The organism is Ferdinandcohnia sp. GQ5 (assembly GCF_059759275.1).
On record NZ_JCAXEW010000009.1, the window covers coordinates 93,460 to 111,034 of the forward strand.

Consider the following 17,575-nt stretch of genomic DNA (forward strand, 5'->3'; position numbering starts at 1 on the left):
CACAGAAATTCGATGTGTCATTTTGGACTGACTTTTTGAACATCCTATAAACGAACAAAGCCTACAGCAACTTTCTTATGCTGTAGGCTTTTCTTTTTTATGAAGCTAGTTTTCTTTTCTTTTCGGGTTTAATAGCAAATAATCCACCAAGTAAAAACGTCCCACTAATAAAAAATACGGAAAAAATACCAGCCCAGGAACCAACTAAGCCAAAGAAGACAGGGGCTATTAATTGTGATAAACGATTTGAGGCAAGTCGCAGTCCCAGTACTTCACCAGTTCTTGATTTTGGTGAAGCATTATAGGTAGTGGTCATTGAAAGAGGCTGGCCACAGCCGAGTCCAAGTCCCATGAGAGCACTTAGCGCACTTAATAAAATCACACTTCCAGTAAACGGAACTAATAAAAATGAGATACCTGCCATAAAAACGGATGCAATTAAAACTTTGTCTCTTCCAAGTTTTTCTGTTAATGCGGGTAATAAGAACCGAACGAGAATAATCGCTAACCCCTGTATTGAAATAATCCAGCCAATTGTTGAGGTAGATATCCCATACTGCTTTGCGAATAGTGGGAAATAAGCAACGAAGATATCCTTTGAATATAGGACAAGCGCACTTGATATTAATGCTTTTCTTAATAAAGGCATTTTTAATAATCCAACTGAGGCACCTATGCTCATTTTTTGCTTCGTTTTTTGCTTCCTTAGGACAGGAATAAATAAGGAAATCAAAATAGGAATGATATTAATAAAAATCGAAGCAAGGAATACAGAAGAATAAGATATGTTTTCTCCTAAATATCCGCCGATTATCGGACCAATCATCGCTCCCATCGCGGTTGCAATTCCGAATAGACTGTAATATTGATCCCGTTTTTCCTCGGAAGCAATATTTCCGAGTATGTTTTGTAAAGAAACTGTGATAAAAACAGCAGCTGTACCGACTATTAATTGCGATACAAACAAGCTTGCCATTGAAGGAAAATAATAAGGAATGACCATTCCAAGTGATATTCCGGCTAAACCAAGAAATACAGGTAATCGGTCTCCGATTTTATCGGCAATTTTGCCAGCATGGATTGCGAAAATTAGTGGAAAAAAAGCATACGCTGCTGTAAGAATTCCAATATCAAATGTGTTTGCCCCCATTTCAGAGGCATATAACGTGATGATCGGTCTTGTTGTATTTAAGATTGTTTGAAAACCAGTGCAGATAATGATGACTATCCAAAGAATCATGTTTCTCCCTCACCAAAAAATTTCTTATTTTGTAATGATAAATATAGTATATTGATAGATATAAGTAAAATATTGTATTTGAATTAATAGCCATAAGATTTATGAATATCTAATGTATAAAAGGAGGGAATGAAATGCGAAGTCAGGATTGGGAAATTCTTAAGGTCCTCTATGAAAATAAGAATATTACAAGAACAGGTAAACAATTATTTATCTCACAACCGGCCCTAACAAATCGTATCAAACAAATTGAAAAAGAATTTGGGATCAAAATAATTAATCGGGACAGACGAGGTGTCCAGTTTACTCCACAGGGCGAGTACTTGGCGAAAAGTGCAGAGGAAATGATCTTAAAATTAAAACAAATAAAGGATCATTTGACTAATATGGAGAGTAAGGTTGTTGGAACAATAAATTTGGGTGTATCCAGTTTTTTCACCAAATATAAACTGCCACAATTATTAAGGGCATTTAAAGACAACTATCCAAATGTTGAGTTCAAAGTAACGACAGGATGGAGCCGAGATCTTTTCCATTCACTATATAAAAAGGATATCCATATCGCCTTTGTTCGCGGGGAATATACATGGATTGAGCAAAAACACTTATTATTTGAAGATCAATTATGTATTGCTTCAAAGGAGGAAATTGATATCAGCAATTTGCCAAATCTACCTCGCATTGATTATAAAACGGATAATCTACTAAAATCTATAATTGATCATTGGTGGATTGAAAACTTTACAAGACCTCCTATGGTTACGATGGAGGTGGATCAAGTGGATACTTGTAAAGAAATGGTTGTAAATGGACTTGGGTATGCAATAATGCCGGGCATGATTTTAAAAGGAAATGAAGATATTCATAAAGTGTTTATTACGGATAAAGAAAATAATCCATTAATTCGTAATACATGGATGCTTTATCATAATGAATCACTAGAGGTAAATGTAATTAACGCATTCGTTTCATTTATATCATCCTTAGATTTGCGAGATTTGTAAATTCTGTGAACTTTATGAACAAAATAGGGTTATTGTTGTTAATTTCTTTTAAATTGAAAACGATTACATTTTTGTATATTAAAAGTATTATAAGGTTGTGAAAATTTAAAAAAGGGGTGGGAAAATGAAAAAGCTTTTTTCGTTTATTGCAATTTTATCATTACTATTTGTTGCAGCATGTTCTTCTGGTGCATCAGGTGATAAAAAATCATTTCCAACTGGGAATATTGAACTTGTAGCACCAGCAACTCCAGGGGGTGGTTGGGATGCAACTGCTAGAGCAATCCAAAAGATTCTTAAGGATGAAAGCATTGTAGACCAAAACATTAATGTAGTTAATAAGCCAGGGGGAAGTGGAGAAGTAGGCTGGCAATATCTTTCTACAAAAGACGCACACCATCTTTCTATTAACTCAAGTCTACTTATTACAAATAACTTATTAGGCCAAAGTGAATTAACTTATGAAGATTTCACTCCACTAGCAATTTTAACAACTGAGTGGATTTCAATTGCAGTTGGAAATGATTCCGAGTTCAAAACTGCAAAAGATGTTATGGAACAATTGAAAAAGGATCCAGGATCTTTAACAATTGCAGTTGCGCCAGGATTAGGTAACAACGATCACCTGTCATTTGTACAAGCAGCAAAAACATACGGTGTTGACGTATCTAAATTAAATTTCATGATATACGAGAGTGGTGGAGATGTAGTAACAGCTCTTTTAGGTGGTCACGTAGATGTTGCAACAATGGCAGTTTCTGAGTCTAAGGATCAGCATATTGCAGGCAACTTCAGAGTAATTAGCGTTTCTTCTGATGAAAGAATAGAAGGTTTAGAGGATGTTCCTACATGGAAGGAACAAGGTGTAGATATGGTATTCCCTCACTGGAGAGGTATCATGGGACCTAAAGATATGACGGAAGAAGAAATTGCTTACTGGGATAAAGTAATCGGAGAAATGGTTGAAACCGATGCTTGGAAAGACCTAGTGAAAAATAATGACTGGACTCCACTCTACAAGAATAGTAGTGAAACAACTAAATTCTTGGAAGAACAAACTACAATGTATAAAGATTTAATTAGTGAATCTGGTTTAGTTGACTAATGAAAAGACGGGGCCCTATTTAGTAGGGTCCTTCGTTCTTTCATGACCATGGGTTTTACTTATTAGAAAAATGAAATGAGGGAATATCATGACATGGCTTGTTGAACAACAAAAGAGTCAAAAAGAATTAGCAGAGGACTTTATAAATTATATAAAGGCAGGACCAATCTTGAAGATTATGGGTACACATGACGGCATGGCTGCATTAATGGCTAAAAAGGTTGGCTTTAAAGCATTGTACTTATCTGGTGGGGCTTATACGGCAAGTAGAGGGCTACCGGATTTAGGTGTATTACATTCACAAGAGGTTGCCGAAAGAGCACGTGAAATTATTCGTGCATCAAATTTGCCATTATTAGCTGATATTGACACTGGCTTTGGCGGAATCTTAAATGTTGCCAGAACGGCTAAAGAAATGGTGGAAGCGGGTGTAGCTGCCGTTCAAATTGAGGATCAGGATTTACCAAAAAAATGTGGTCATTTAAATGGAAAAAAATTGGTCACAGCTGATGAAATGTCCCAAAAAATTAAAATCATTAAAGAAGTTGCTCCTTCATTGGTTGTTGTTGCAAGAACAGATGCACTTGCTGTTGAAGGTAGAGAGGCTGCTATCCATAGACTAAAAAAATATGTAGAAGCAGGAGCTGATGCTATTTTCCCTGAGGCATTAATTACCGAAGAAGACTTCAGGGCTTTCAGCAAAGAATTTGAGGTTCCTTTATTAGCAAACATGACCGAATTTGGAAAAACTCCATACTTTACAGCTGAAGAATTTGAATCATTTGGTTACTCGATGGTTATTTATCCGGTTACCTCTTTGAGAGCAGCAGCGAAAGCATATGAAATTGTATTCTCTGAAGTATTCGAGAAAGGTACACAGCGTGATGTGTTAGATAAGATGCAAACACGTAAGGAACTATATGAAACCATTAAACTTCATGACTATGAGGATCTTGATCAAGAAATAGCTAAAACCATTGTTCCTGAAATGAAGTAGGGAGGAAGAATAATGTCTCAATTCTCTGTGCGTTGTGTTGTTTATAGAGGTGGCACAAGTAGAGGTATCCTTTTTCATGAAAAAGATTTACCAAAAAATAAAGAATTAAAGCACAAAATTTTTTTAGAGGGAATTGATGCATACAATCCCTCACAAGTAAATGGCTTAGGAAGTGGTACATCTCACACTAGTAAAATCATGGTTATTTCAGAGCCGTCTGTTGAAGGTGCGGACCTTGATTATACATTTTATCAAATTGGCATTGGAGAGCAAGTTGTTGATGATAAAGGAACATGTGGAAATCTAATGGCGGCTATAGGAGCATTCGCAGTAGATGAAGGCCTTGTGTCAACGAACTCAAACGATGATTTTGTGACTGTATCAGCTTTTAATAAAAATATAAATAAAATGATAAAAATGAAAGTTCCTCTATCAAACGGTAAAGCAAAGGTATCAGGAGATTATTTGATGCCAGGAGTTGTTACCCCTGGAGCAAAAGTCATGGTTAATATTCTTTCGCCTGGAGGGGGAAAGACTGGGAAAACAATTCCAATTGGTCTGAAAACAAAGATAGTTACTAGTAAAAGAATCTATGAAGCATCATTTATTGATATTGTTAATCCATTTGTGTATGTAGCAGCAAGTGAATTTGGGATAGTAGGTTCAGAGCTAAATCATGTTGTAGGAGCGAATCATGAATTATTGTCTGAGTTAGAGGAAATTCGATTGAAAATGGCAGTTGCCGGCGGTATCGCAAAAAACGAGGATGAAGCAAAAAACATTCCCTCCATACCGAAAATTGCTATAGTTGCTAGTCCACACGATTATGTGACTTCAGCAGGAAAGCATATTAACGCGAACGATATTGATATTGTCGCAAAAATGGTTTCTATGAAGAAATTTCACCGTACTTTTGCAGGGAGCGGGTTATATAACTTAGCTTCATCTGCATTGCTTGAGGGCACCGTTCCAAATCAATACTCCAGAAAGAAAGATGGAAGTGTTGAACAAATTATTCGAATCGGTCATCCAGAGGGTATCGCAGAGGTTCGCGTTGCATTAACCAAGGAGCAGGCAGATGTTGCTTCTGTTGGCTTAGATAGAACAGCCCGAAGAATAATAAAAGGTGATTTATATATCCCTGAAAAATAGTGTTAATCATAAATAGTCTAGATGATTGCCATCAACTAGACTATTTTTTCAATGTTTAATAACAACAAGGGAGGCAAATTCATGAGTGTAACGGAATATCTATCTACATTAAAAAGAGCATTATATGTGGATGGAAAAGAATATCAATATTATAGAATAAAAGAACTAGAATCGAGTGGGTATCCTATTTCATCATTACCTAATTCTATTAAAATGCTGCTAGAAGCTGCTGTTCGCCATCTAGATGGAAAGCAAATCACCACTTCACATATTGAACAACTTGCAAACTGGGAGAAGACACAATGGGAGAAAAAAGAAGTTCCATTCAAGCCGGCTAGAATTGTCTTTCAGGATTTTACAGGAATTCCTGCTATCGTGGATTTAGCTGCCATGAGAGATGCTGTGAAACGAAAAGGTGGAGATGTATCACGAATTAATCCCCAAATTCCAGTAGATTTAGTTATTGACCATTCAATGATTGTTGATTATTTTGGGAATCAACAATCCCTGTCTGATAATCTTAAGCTTGAGTATGAACGAAATTTAGAAAGATATCGCTTTGTTAGGTGGGCACAAACTAGCTTTTCTAATTTCAGGGCAGTACCACCATCAAACGGGATTGTTCACCAAGTTAATTTAGAGTATTTGGCTACATCGATTGTCACAAAAAATGAAAATGGAGAATATGTTGTTTATCCAGATTCTCTTGTAGGGACAGATTCTCATACACCCATGATTAATGGCCTTGGTACAATAGGATGGGGTGTTGGTGGAATCGAAGCAGAAGCAGCCATGCTTGGACAACCACTTTATTTCGTGATTCCTGAGGTAGTAGGAATAAAGCTTTCAGGTAAGCTTCAAGAGGGCGTTACTGCAACAGACCTTGCATTAACAATTACAAATTTACTTCGAAAAAAAGGAGTAGTAGGCAAGTTTGTTGAGTTTTTTGGAACAGGATTATCCAGTATTTCTTTAACTGACCGAGCAACAATTGCCAATATGGCTCCTGAATATGGAGCGACTATGGGGTATTTTCCGATTGATGAAGTGACATTAGATTATCTCGAGCTAACAGGTCGTGGAGAAAACCGATCATTGATAAAGGCATATTATGACGCCCAAGGTTTATTTAGAACAGATGATACCCCTAATCCGAATTTTACTGAAACACTAGAGTTAGATTTATCATCAATTAAACCAACAGTTGCTGGTCCGAAAAGACCACAGGATAGTATTGAATTACGCTTGATGAAAGACGAGTTTACTAAAGTCGTAACAAAGCCGGTTGAAAGTGGAGGTTATGGTTTAGGTGTATCCGAACTTAATAAAAAGGTTGAATTAAAGGACGGTAGTGTGATTAGTACTGGTTCACTCGTACTCGCAGCCATTACAAGCTGTACAAATACCTCAAATCCAAGTGTGATGGTAGCTGCAGGGCTAGTGGCTAAAAAGGCATTGGAACTTGGCCTTAAGAAGCCCGAGTTTGTAAAAACAAGTTTAACACCAGGATCACGTGTCGTAACAAAATACCTTGAAGCATCGGGCCTACTTAAGGCATTAGAGGAGATTGGATTTTATGTTGACGGTTATGGTTGTGCAACGTGCTGCGGAAATAGTGGGTCCCTTCTTGAATCTGTCGAAGAGGCAATTAAAGAGAATAATCTTCTTGTCACTTCTGTTTTAAGTGGAAATCGAAACTTTGAAGGACGAGTACATCCACTAATAAAAGCGAATTACTTAAGTTCTCCGCCATTGGTGGTTGTATTTGCTTTAGCGGGTTCAGTTCAATTGGATATGTACTCAGAGCCAATTGGTTTCGGAAATAATGGAAATCCAGTTTATTTAAAAGATATTTGGCCAACTACAGAAGAAATTAATGAAGTGATCAGTTCTACTATTACGAACGAGCTATTTAAAGAGGAGTATGAACATATTTTTGAAAATGAGGCATGGTCATCGATTGAATCATCAGAAGGGTTGCTTTATAAATGGGATGATCAATCATCCTATATACAAGAAGCGCCGTATTTCCTTGAAGAGCTTTCAACTGTAAAGACAGACTCAGATTTCAAAAACATGAAGTCCTTATTAATGTTAGGTGACTCCATTACAACAGATCATATCTCTCCAGTTGGGCAAATTCCAGTAAAAAGCCCAGCCGGTATATACCTAACAGATAAAGGTATTCCAGTTCGAGAATTCAATGCATATGGTTCAAGAAGGGGAAATCATCATGTCATGGTTAGGGGGACATTTGCGAATATCCGAATTCGAAATAAATTAGCTAACGGAATAGAAGGAGGCTTTACCACGTATCTTCCAACTGGTGAAATCATGCCAGTTTATGATGCAGCAGTGAAGTATAAAGAAGAAAATCATAACCTTCTAATCATTGCAGGTAAAGAGTATGGCACGGGAAGTTCACGTGATTGGGCTGCTAAAGGAACCGCGTTATTAGGTGTTAAAGTAGTCCTAGCAGAGAGCTTCGAGCGCATTCATCGTAGCAATTTAGTAGGGATGGGAGTCTTGCCACTTCAATTTAATGAAGGTGAAAGCGCCGAAACCTTACAATTAGATGGTAGAGAAGACTTTGAAATACAAGATCTAAACAGAGAAATCAAACCAGGACAAATGGTTCAAGTGATTGCAAGGAAACAAGACCAAGTAGAACCAATTGAATTCACCGCTAATGTACGTTTGGATAGTGTAGTTGAAATTGAATATTATCAAAACGGTGGTATTTTACAATCCGTACTTGAAAATCTTTCATAAACGATAAAAACCCTTAGTAAAATTACTAAGGGTTTTAATATACTACTTAAGTCAATTAGTCATCTTAAAGGGAAGTACTTTCGTTTAGATCTGTCTTTTTCTTTCTTCTTCTGTTCATGAATATTGGATAAGTAAGTGATAAAAGTGTCAAGATTAATAGTGTAATCGAAATAGGTGAACTAACAAAGATATCTAAATTACCATGACCAGCTACAATGCTTTTTCTGAAGTTTTGTTCCATATCTGTACCAACAATTAATGCTAAAATCATTGGAGCAATCGGGAAGTCGTAGAGTTTCAAGAATAAACCGATAACACCGAAAATAATTAAGATATAGAAGTCTAATATTGTGTAGTTCATTGTATATGCACCGATAAATGCAAGGACTAAAATAATTGGATATAAGACCTTTGCCGGAACATCTAAGATTTTTACAAAAACACCAACCATTAATACGTTAATTAAGAATAAGAAAATATTACCCAAGAATAGACTATCGATTAAACTCCATACCATATTTGGGTCACTTTCGAATAGAAGTGGACCCGGTTTTACACCAAGCATGACAAGAGCTCCTAGCATTACTGCTGTTGTTCCAGAACCAGGGATACCCATGGTTAACAGTGGAACGAAAGCACCAACCGCTGCTGAGTTATTAGCTGTTTCGGGTGCAGCTAATCCTTCAATTGCTCCTTTACCGAACTCTTCAGGACGCTTGGAAAGTTGTTTTTCCGTACTGTATGCCATTAATGAAGCAATCGCGCCACCAGCACCTGGTAGAATACCAACTATGAAGCCTAGTGGAGAACTACGGAACATTGGCCACTTTGAACGTTTCCAGTCATCCTTTGTAATCCAAACTCGTCCAAGTTTATTTTTCTTACCAACTGGTCTATCAATTGTTAAGTAGTTATATAGAATTTCTCCAACTGCATAAATTCCAATGATAATAACTAAGAAGTTAATGCCATCACTTAAATGAACATTGCCAAAAGTGAAACGATGTACCCCAGTTTGAAGGTCGATACCAACTGTAGCTAGAACTAAACCAAGCCCCATCGAAATAAACCCTTTTGTCATATTTCCAATGGATAAGGAAACGACAGCTGATAAAGTGAAAAGCATAAGTAAAAAGTACTCCGCTGGACCAAACTGTAGAGCGAAATTAGAGAGTGGCTTTGCTAAAAACATAAAGCCAATAACTGCGACAAAACCACCAATGAGTGAACCAATTGCTGTAATCGCAATCGCGGGGCCAGCACGACCTGCTTTTGCCATTTGGTAACCATCAAATGTAGCAGCAACAGCTGATCCGTCACCAGGAGTGTTAATCAAAATTGAACTTAATGATCCACCATACATGGCACCATAGTAGATCGTTGCCATTAGTATTAATGCGCTTGTTGGATCCATTCCGAATGTAACCGGGATTAATACTGCAATTGCTGTTGCCGGTCCTAAACCTGGAAGCATCCCAACAATGGTTCCTAAAAATCCTCCAAATACGACGAATAGTATATTTTCCGGTCTAAGTACTGTTGCAAATCCTTCAAGAATTCCTTGGATATCCATGTTATCCCCCCTAATCTATGGTAAGCTGACATCTAAAAGTTGAGAAAAGGCGTACCATGATCCCAAACTAAATAAAACAGCTACACTAATATTGACCTTCCATTTTTCTTTACCATTAACGATGAATAAAACAGCTGCCATGAACAGAATTGTTGAAATTAAGAACCCTACTCTTTCAAAAATGAGTGTGTAAATTAATGATAATACTAATGTAGATATAATTAGAAAGGGAACTCTGCCTTTAAACAAAAGTTTGATTTCATCATTTTTTGGATAGTGGTTTTTAAGTTCTTTTATGAGATAAATAACACTCACAATAAATAGAAAAATACCAACCATCATTGGAAAATAGAGTGGACCATTTGGGTCTCCCAATTTGGCTTTAGGTAGATTAATAGCTGAAATTAAATAGAAAATGCTAATTAGAATTGAAATAATCGGTAGAATTAATCTAGTTGCCCCCATTTTATTACCTTCCTTTCTCTAAATCTTTTTTATTATTGATTCATTCTCTTGCCCTTTTAAACACCCTTCATAGTAGAGCAAATTCTTAGTTGTTCTAATATTACTCATAAAACTATTTTAAAAGTTCAGACACAAATTTGTAACCGTTTTCAAAATAAGTAATATAAAATACGATAAAATCTTTTTGTTCATTTTGTTCATGAAAAAGCATCTTGAAAGAGATTCAAGATGCTTGCCCGTTGTGATTATTTTTGTTTTGAATATTTGCGTTCTGGTCTACCGACAATACCATATTCAAGTTCGGCCATTACTTCATTAGTTGATGCAAGGTATTCTAAGTAGCGCCTAGCGGTTGTTCTGGATGCTCCCATCCGTTCACCCATTTCTTCAGCAGTAATTCCTGTATCCATCCGGTTGATAATATCTCGTACTTTTTCAAGAGAAAGGGGGTCAATCCCTTTTGGATAATGTACTTTCTTTTCAACAGGCTGTATTTGTTTGCTCCCGAAATAGTGGTCTACAATAGTCTGATCGACTTCATTCCTGCTGTTTAGCAGTTCTTTCTTTTCAATATATTTTTCTATCGTTTCCGTAAACTTTTCAAAAGTTACGGGTTTTATGAGGTAATGAAAAACTCCGCCACGGAGCGATTCTTCTAAATGTTTCTTTTCCGTCGCTGCAGTTATCATAATGATGTCTACATCAGGATATAGATTTCGAATGATTGGTAAAATTTCAGTACCCATTTTATCAGGCATATAGACATCCAATAAAAGCAAGTCTATATTTTGATGTTTTTTTAACAAATCAAGGGTTTCTTTTGCGTTTGTGGATTTACCGATTAGGTTCACATCTTCAATTCTTTGTAAGAATTGTTCATGAATCGATGCAACCCTAAAGTCATCCTCAGCAATAAGTACATTTATCATCAGTCTTCCTCCTTATTAATCTGACTTTTTATCGGTAGAAAAACAGTAAAAATTGCGCCGCCATTCTTTCCATTTGATATTTCGATAGAACCATTTAACTTATCAACTATTGTCTTAACATTCCACAGTCCAAAGCCCCTATTTTCTTCACCTTTAGAGGATACTCCTTTATCAAAGAGAAGGGACATTTTTTCAGTTGGAATCCCGTTTCCATTATCACTCACTTCGAAGACAATATCGTTTCCGATGTCGGTTACGAAAAATGTTACTTCACCTTCGTCTTGCATAACTTCGTCAATTGCATTGTCAATCAGATTTCCAATAATGATAATGCAATCCGTAATTGAAATATGGCTCGGTAATTTAGACAAATAGCTATTTTCATCAATTATCAAACTAACCTTCTTTTCCGATGCCTTTCCTATTTTTCCAAGTATAATAGCCTGGAGTTTAGGATCTTTTATTTGATTAAACAATATATCGTTTTGAAAGTTTAGTTGATTTGTTTCTTCCTGAATCATGGAAATGGCTTGTTCATATTGCTTTAACTGAAGTAATCCAGATAAAACATATAATTTATTTGTGAATTCATGAGTCTGTGCCCTTAAATCCTCGGAGTAGTTTTTAATCTCGGTTAAGGTATCGACCATTTTCTTAATTTCTGTTTTATCTCTAAAGCTGGAAACGACTCCAACTGTTTTACCATTCTCAATAATAGGCATGCGATTCACAATTAACACTCGATTGTTGATGACCATTTCATCATCAGTCTCAACCATATTTGTATCTAATACCCGGAGCATCCTTGTGTTTGGCAGAATCTCAGCAATTGGTTTATTAATACTGTCACTTGAAATTCCAAGCATTTGTTTTGCAGATTTATTAAGTAATGTAATCTGTCCCTTATTATCAATTGCAAGAATTCCTTCTTTTACCGATTTTAAAATTGCATTCCTTTCTCGATATAAGGAAGCAATTTCATGTGGTTCAAGTCCCATTATGTCATTGCGGATACTCCTTGCTAATAGAACTCCGCCAAATAAGCCAACGATTAAAACAATAATCGCAATAAATAAAGTTTTCAGTAACTTCTGATTAATATTTTGTTTTATCTCATTTTTTAAATAACCAACACTTACAACACCAATGATTTGTTGTCCAGATTCTTCTGAAATAATCGGTGCCTTTCCCCACAAAATATTCCCTAGTTGATTATTTGTTTCGACTGTGTAAAAGCTGCCAAAAACAATCGCTTTAAAGTTTTCGTCATCAAAAGCAGTATGGTCGATACTAACTTCGGGATAAGAGAAATTTAGCCCATCTTTATATTCGATAAAAATATAGTTAGCCCCAACTTGGTTGCTAATTTGCTGTGTAATTGCTTCCATCGAACCAGATTGTAAGTCTTCATGAGAACCATCTTTCAATGCCGGTATTAATGAAAGTGTACGTGATGCCTGTAAAGAAAGCTTTTGCATGTCCTCATTGGTCTCTCTTGCTTCATAATAAATAAACATTCCTGTTAAGACTGATATCACAAACACAATTAAAGAAAGTATTAATGTGATAATTTTAGTTTGTAAAGTAATGTTAAAGAGCTTTAACATGTGTCTCTCTCCGATGTTATTAATATAGGAAGAATATGTAGAATCTACTAATATTATATCGAAAAATAGTGTAGATTCATAACATTAAATTTATTGGAACTTTTGTAAATTACTAATTTATTAAAAATAAAAGAAGCCCTTATTCGGTAAGAGCTTCTTTTATGGTCGATTATATTAAAAACATCGCTACAATTGTTGTTACCACCAGTCCAATTGTTACCGGAAGTAAGTTCTTCCTTGCAAGTTCAAATGGGTCGACGCCACATATTGCAGCAGCTGGGATAAGTGCCCATGGAACGAGGGTTCCGCCACCTACCCAAATTGCTGCGATTTGCCCAAGTGCTGTTAATGTCGCAGCACCAGCCCCAAGAGCGGATGAAAACAAAGCGGCAAGTGATCCAGCTAATGAAATTCCTGAAAATCCTGAACCATCCAACCCTGTAATTGCACCAACAATGGTTAAGGTAACCGCGCTGACTGGGGCATTTAATGGTACAACTGATGCAAGACTAACCCCAAGGTCATTCACTATTCCCTGTGAATGCTCTGGCAAGAAGTCGCCAATGATTTTTACAAATCCAGAGTCCCCGAGATAGAAAAAGGCGGCGATTGGGATGACTGGACCAAATACTTTGAATCCGAATTGAAAGCCTTCAATTAAATAGGTTGTTGTTTTTTCTAACCCAGCATTTTTATGAGCAACAAGTGAGATTAGTAGAAGAATAAAGATTGAGGTCCCACCAACAAGTGCTGTTGCGTCTCCACCGGAAAGATTTAAGACAGACATGGCAACAACATCTAGGGCGAAAAGGATAGGGATTAATATGGCAAAGAAACGTTTTGCGGATGTTGAAAGTAAGCTTTTTAAACGTTCTTCTTCTTTCTCTGATAGATCCTTAGTCAACGGATTTGAATAGTCAGTTTTACCACCTACAGAAAGAGTTCCTTTACGCATATCGCGTCGTAGTAAAAAGTAGGCTACAACTGTCGTTACAATCCCCATCACAAAAACTAAAGGGATACTTGCTTTCACAACTTCCATCACCTCAAGACCTGCAGCGTCTGCTGTAAGTTTTGGGGCGGCTTGAATGATAAAATCACTTGACAAGGCAATACCGTGACCGAACAAGTTCATTGCCATTGCCACACCCAAAGCAGGCAAACCTACTCTCATTGCTACCGGTAAAAGTACCGCACCGATAAGGGCTACAGCAGGGGATGGCCAGAAAAACCATGATATCACCATCATGACAATACCAATTGTCCAATAAGCAAGAGCAGGGGAACGGATAAGTTTTGCAAAAGGAGCAATCATGATGTCATTGATTCCAGTTACTGTTAATGCCTTACTCATCGAAACAATAATTGAAATGACAAGAATGGTTGAGAGTAACTCGGTTATTGCATAAATAAAGCTATTAAAGACACCACTCACGGAAGCACTTATTGATCCAGTAGCTGTAATGGCAAGTAGAAAGATACCGAGTATACAAATAAGTGATGTGTCCCTCCTCATCACCATAAAACCAATGATTAAGAGGATAAACGAAACATATATCCAATGCAGGGCTGTTAATTCCACTAACATTGTGAAACCCCCATTCCTAATTCCAAATTCAACCAGAGGTAACTACACGTTTACCTATGTTTGTATTACAGAATATGTCACTGGGGATTAGGTGTGAGAAGTGCACACAAATTTTAATCATCTGATATAGAGTGATAAGTTTTTGTATAAACAGGTCCAGAAAAGATTGTTTGGTTTAGGCCCGCTTTCGTTTTTTGAATGAATTGGTCAAGTTGTTCAAAGCTATTGGAGTGGGTCCAATCTAAATAAAATGATTCCTTTTCCCAAAAGCTTACCACTACAAAAGTATCACTTTTTATTGGCTTTAGTGCGCGAAAGGCAATAAATCCTCGAGAGTTTTGAAACACAGAACTCATTTGGGTGATGTTGTATTCAAATAACGGTTTGCCTTCCTCTGTTACAGGGATATATGTGAATGCAGAAAATTTTGCACTCTCAATTTCTCCTATGGCAGTGAGGACTTCATATTTACGTGGTGCTGCAAAAACAGACTTCTTTGTTGTCTCATGAAGCAGAATCGCTGTTTCATTATTATAAAACGCAGTCATGTTTTCATTTCTGTGCTTTTCCTGGAGTTTTATCAAAAAATCTATTGTACCGAACGCCATATAAAAGTTCATGTAACTCCTCCTTTATTAATGTCTAGCTTCATGCACAATCGGCTCTCTGGTCTAAGTCTATCGCTCTGAAGGTAAAGAGCACCTTCTGTCACCGCTCGTCTTATGCTTGTCACCTAATGCAACGTGTCTTGCGCTTTTCTTTTAGGGCATACATAGTGAGAAACTTTTACAGTTATACTAAAAGATAACATAACCAACTCAGATTGAATTAATTATATCTAGCTGCAGCACCTAGCCCCATGAAGTTACAAGCTAATCCATCAAGAAGGATAAAATGTATCCTTCTATCCGGCTTTTCTTATGCTTGTCGGGGTTGACTGAGTCGCTTCCGCTTCTAATTATTCCAAGGAGGTCACAGTATGAAAAGAAAATTATTCCTCTCATTGTTTGTTATTATAGGTTCGTTTGTCCTTGGATTGTGTGGGTATTTGCTTATCTTATATGCAGGTGACTATGTCATTGATGACAAAAAACTTGTTATGAACTCAGCAACAAAACTTGTTGATGAAGATGGACAGTTTATTACAAAATTATATTATGAGAATCGGGATATTGTACGGATTAAGGAAATTCCGGAATATGTACAGCAGGCATTTGTTGCAGTAGAAGATACACGGTTTTATCAACATCATGGTATTGATCTTCAAGCAATTGCTAGAGCAATATATAAAGATATTATTGCCGGTGGAAAGGTAGAAGGTGGAAGTACCATTACGCAGCAGCTCGCCAAGAATGTTTTCCTTACGAATGAAAAAACATTCTTGCGAAAAACGAAAGAATTGATAATAGCTATTAATTTAGAAGAAGAGTACAGCAAACAAGAGCTTTTAGAAATGTATTTAAATCAAATTTATTTTGGTCACGGTGCATACGGAATTCAATCTGCATCAAAATTTTATTTTAACAAAAATGTAAGTGAATTATCGGTTGAAGAAGGTGCACTACTTGCAGCCATACCGAAAGCACCATCAACTTATTCACCAATCCTAAATCCTGAAAAAAGTAAACAAAGACGGGACTTGGTCATTAATTTAATGGAGAAGAGAGGGTTTTTACAGCCAGAGGAAGCTGTTAGAGTTCAGGGAAAGACTCTTTCTCTAAATGTCCATGAAGTAGAGAGGGATCCCGCATTATTAACCTATATCGATATGGTATTTGATGAAGCGAAGACTCGCTATCAATTATCAAATGAGGAATTGCTTAGAGGTGGCTATACAATTACTGTTCCTCTTCACCTGGAGATTCAAAAAACAGCTTTCGAGCTATTTAAGGATCAAAAGAATTTTCCGGGTGTTGATGAAAATGTAGAAGGTGCATTTGTACTGTTAGATAATGATACAGGTGGTGTTTTAGCTAGCATTGGCGGTAGACGCTATGTAAGTCGAGGCATTAATCGCGTTGTAATTAAACGACAGCCAGGATCAACGATTAAACCATTGGCAGTTTACGGCCCGGCATTGGAAGAAGATGAATTTGAACCCTATTCCATGTTAGTTGATAAAAAATTATCCTATGGTGAATATAAACCAAGCAATTATTCAGGTATTTATAAAGGTGAAATATCTATGTATGATGCTTTAGTCGAGTCATCAAATGCTCCAGCGGTCTGGATGCTTGATAGAGTTGGTATTGATACAGCTAAAAAATATTTAACAAAAGCAGGTATCACAATTCCAGATCAAGGCTTATCAATCGCTTTAGGTGGACTTAAAGAAGGCATTTCTCCTATTGCAATGGCAAAAGCCTATCGCGCATTTGCCCGTGGAGGAAAAGTGATTGAACCACATGTCATTAACAAAATAGTAAACCGTGAAGGAAAAGTGATTGGAGAGGCATCGACACATGAGACGGAAGCTTTTTCAAAACAAACGGCATGGTATATGACAAGAATGCTTGAAGGCGTTGTGGATAATGGTACTGCAAGGGTGGGAACTTATCAGGGTGCACTTGCAGGGAAAACTGGGACAACCAATTTACCTGGTGTAGAGAATGGAATCAAGGATGCTTGGTTTGTCGGATTCACACCATCAGTAGTAGGGGCAATTTGGATGGGTTATGATTCTACAGATGCCATGCATTATTTAAAAGGTGGAAGTGGCTCACCGACGAGACTCTTTAAAAAAATACTTGATCAATCTGAACTAAAGAAAGTAACTGCCTTTTCTGCTCCAAAGGACGTAGAGGAACTTGAGCCACCAATACGGCTCACAGAAATTGATGATGTTAAAGCTGACTTGACCTTTAAACCTCTTGGATTATTTACGGTTTCCCTAAAATGGAAACCGTCAGAAGATGAACGTGTTGAATATCGAATTTATGAGGAGAACACAAAGTCTGTTAAATATGTCGGTTCTGTTAGAGGGAGTGGGGACTTTGAGATTGAAAATGTAAATATATTTTCGATACCATCTTATTTTGTAGTACCTTTTAACTCCCAGACGAAAGAAGAGGGAACAAAATCTCAAGCTGTTAAGCCTACCTTTTTCTCTAGTAAATAAAACATGTTTAAGGGTGGTGTTCATT

Annotated in this window: 13 protein-coding genes; 6 read left to right on the top strand and 7 right to left on the bottom strand. The window is 36.8% G+C overall.

The genetic code is table 11. The features are described 5' to 3' along the window. Window positions 1-97 precede the first annotated feature (97 nt). Window positions 98-1,240: an MFS transporter gene (locus tag AC6CHV_RS12725; RefSeq protein WP_498078992.1), complete on the bottom strand. Its 1,143-nt coding sequence runs from the start codon at window positions 1,238-1,240 to the stop codon at window positions 98-100. Window positions 1,241-1,374: 134 nt separating this feature from the next. On the opposite strand from AC6CHV_RS12725, the gene AC6CHV_RS12730 reads away from it, so the two are divergent. From AC6CHV_RS12730 to acnA, 5 genes are all read left to right on the top strand, one after another. Continuing rightward, window positions 1,375-2,244 (top strand): LysR family transcriptional regulator, encoded by an 870-nt coding sequence (locus AC6CHV_RS12730; protein ID WP_341332452.1) that lies wholly within the window; start codon window positions 1,375-1,377, stop codon window positions 2,242-2,244. Between the two features lie 124 nt (window positions 2,245-2,368). Further along, window positions 2,369-3,349 (top strand): tripartite tricarboxylate transporter substrate binding protein, encoded by a 981-nt coding sequence (locus tag AC6CHV_RS12735; RefSeq protein ID WP_440273660.1) that lies wholly within the window; start codon window positions 2,369-2,371, stop codon window positions 3,347-3,349. Window positions 3,350-3,437: 88 nt separating this feature from the next. Continuing rightward, a complete protein-coding gene (gene prpB / locus AC6CHV_RS12740; RefSeq protein ID WP_121447051.1) occupies window positions 3,438-4,346 on the top strand; it encodes a methylisocitrate lyase in 909 nt (302 codons plus the stop codon). A gap of 12 nt (window positions 4,347-4,358) precedes the next feature. After that, window positions 4,359-5,498, top strand: a complete 1,140-nt coding sequence (locus tag AC6CHV_RS12745) for a PrpF domain-containing protein (RefSeq protein ID WP_498078993.1) — start codon at window positions 4,359-4,361, stop codon at window positions 5,496-5,498. Between the two features lie 81 nt (window positions 5,499-5,579). Next, a complete protein-coding gene (acnA, locus tag AC6CHV_RS12750) occupies window positions 5,580-8,270 on the top strand; it encodes an aconitate hydratase AcnA (protein ID WP_498078994.1) in 2,691 nt (896 codons plus the stop codon). Between the two features lie 64 nt (window positions 8,271-8,334). Here acnA and AC6CHV_RS12755 read toward each other — a convergent pair whose 3' ends face one another. From AC6CHV_RS12755 to AC6CHV_RS12780, 6 genes are all read right to left on the bottom strand, one after another. Continuing rightward, window positions 8,335-9,843, bottom strand: coding sequence for a tripartite tricarboxylate transporter permease (locus AC6CHV_RS12755; RefSeq protein WP_498078995.1), 1,509 nt, complete (start codon window positions 9,841-9,843; stop codon window positions 8,335-8,337). Between the two features lie 15 nt (window positions 9,844-9,858). Beyond that, window positions 9,859-10,308 (bottom strand): tripartite tricarboxylate transporter TctB family protein, encoded by a 450-nt coding sequence (locus AC6CHV_RS12760; RefSeq protein WP_341332446.1) that lies wholly within the window; start codon window positions 10,306-10,308, stop codon window positions 9,859-9,861. Window positions 10,309-10,553: 245 nt separating this feature from the next. Then, window positions 10,554-11,237, bottom strand: coding sequence for a response regulator (locus AC6CHV_RS12765; RefSeq protein ID WP_498078996.1), 684 nt, complete (start codon window positions 11,235-11,237; stop codon window positions 10,554-10,556). Beyond that, window positions 11,237-12,844, bottom strand: coding sequence for an ATP-binding protein (locus AC6CHV_RS12770; RefSeq protein WP_440274285.1), 1,608 nt, complete (start codon window positions 12,842-12,844; stop codon window positions 11,237-11,239). The genes AC6CHV_RS12765 and AC6CHV_RS12770 overlap by 1 nt, the downstream gene beginning before the upstream one ends. A 169-nt stretch (window positions 12,845-13,013) precedes the next feature. Beyond that, the gene (locus AC6CHV_RS12775; protein ID WP_341332443.1) at window positions 13,014-14,432 is read right to left on the bottom strand and encodes a hypothetical protein; all 1,419 of its coding nucleotides are present in this window, start codon (window positions 14,430-14,432) and stop codon (window positions 13,014-13,016) included. A gap of 113 nt (window positions 14,433-14,545) precedes the next feature. Further along, window positions 14,546-15,052: an antibiotic biosynthesis monooxygenase family protein gene (locus AC6CHV_RS12780; RefSeq protein ID WP_341332442.1), complete on the bottom strand. Its 507-nt coding sequence runs from the start codon at window positions 15,050-15,052 to the stop codon at window positions 14,546-14,548. Window positions 15,053-15,411: 359 nt separating this feature from the next. On the opposite strand from AC6CHV_RS12780, the gene AC6CHV_RS12785 reads away from it, so the two are divergent. Further along, window positions 15,412-17,550, top strand: a complete 2,139-nt coding sequence (locus AC6CHV_RS12785) for a PBP1A family penicillin-binding protein (protein ID WP_498078997.1) — start codon at window positions 15,412-15,414, stop codon at window positions 17,548-17,550. Window positions 17,551-17,575 lie beyond the last annotated feature (25 nt).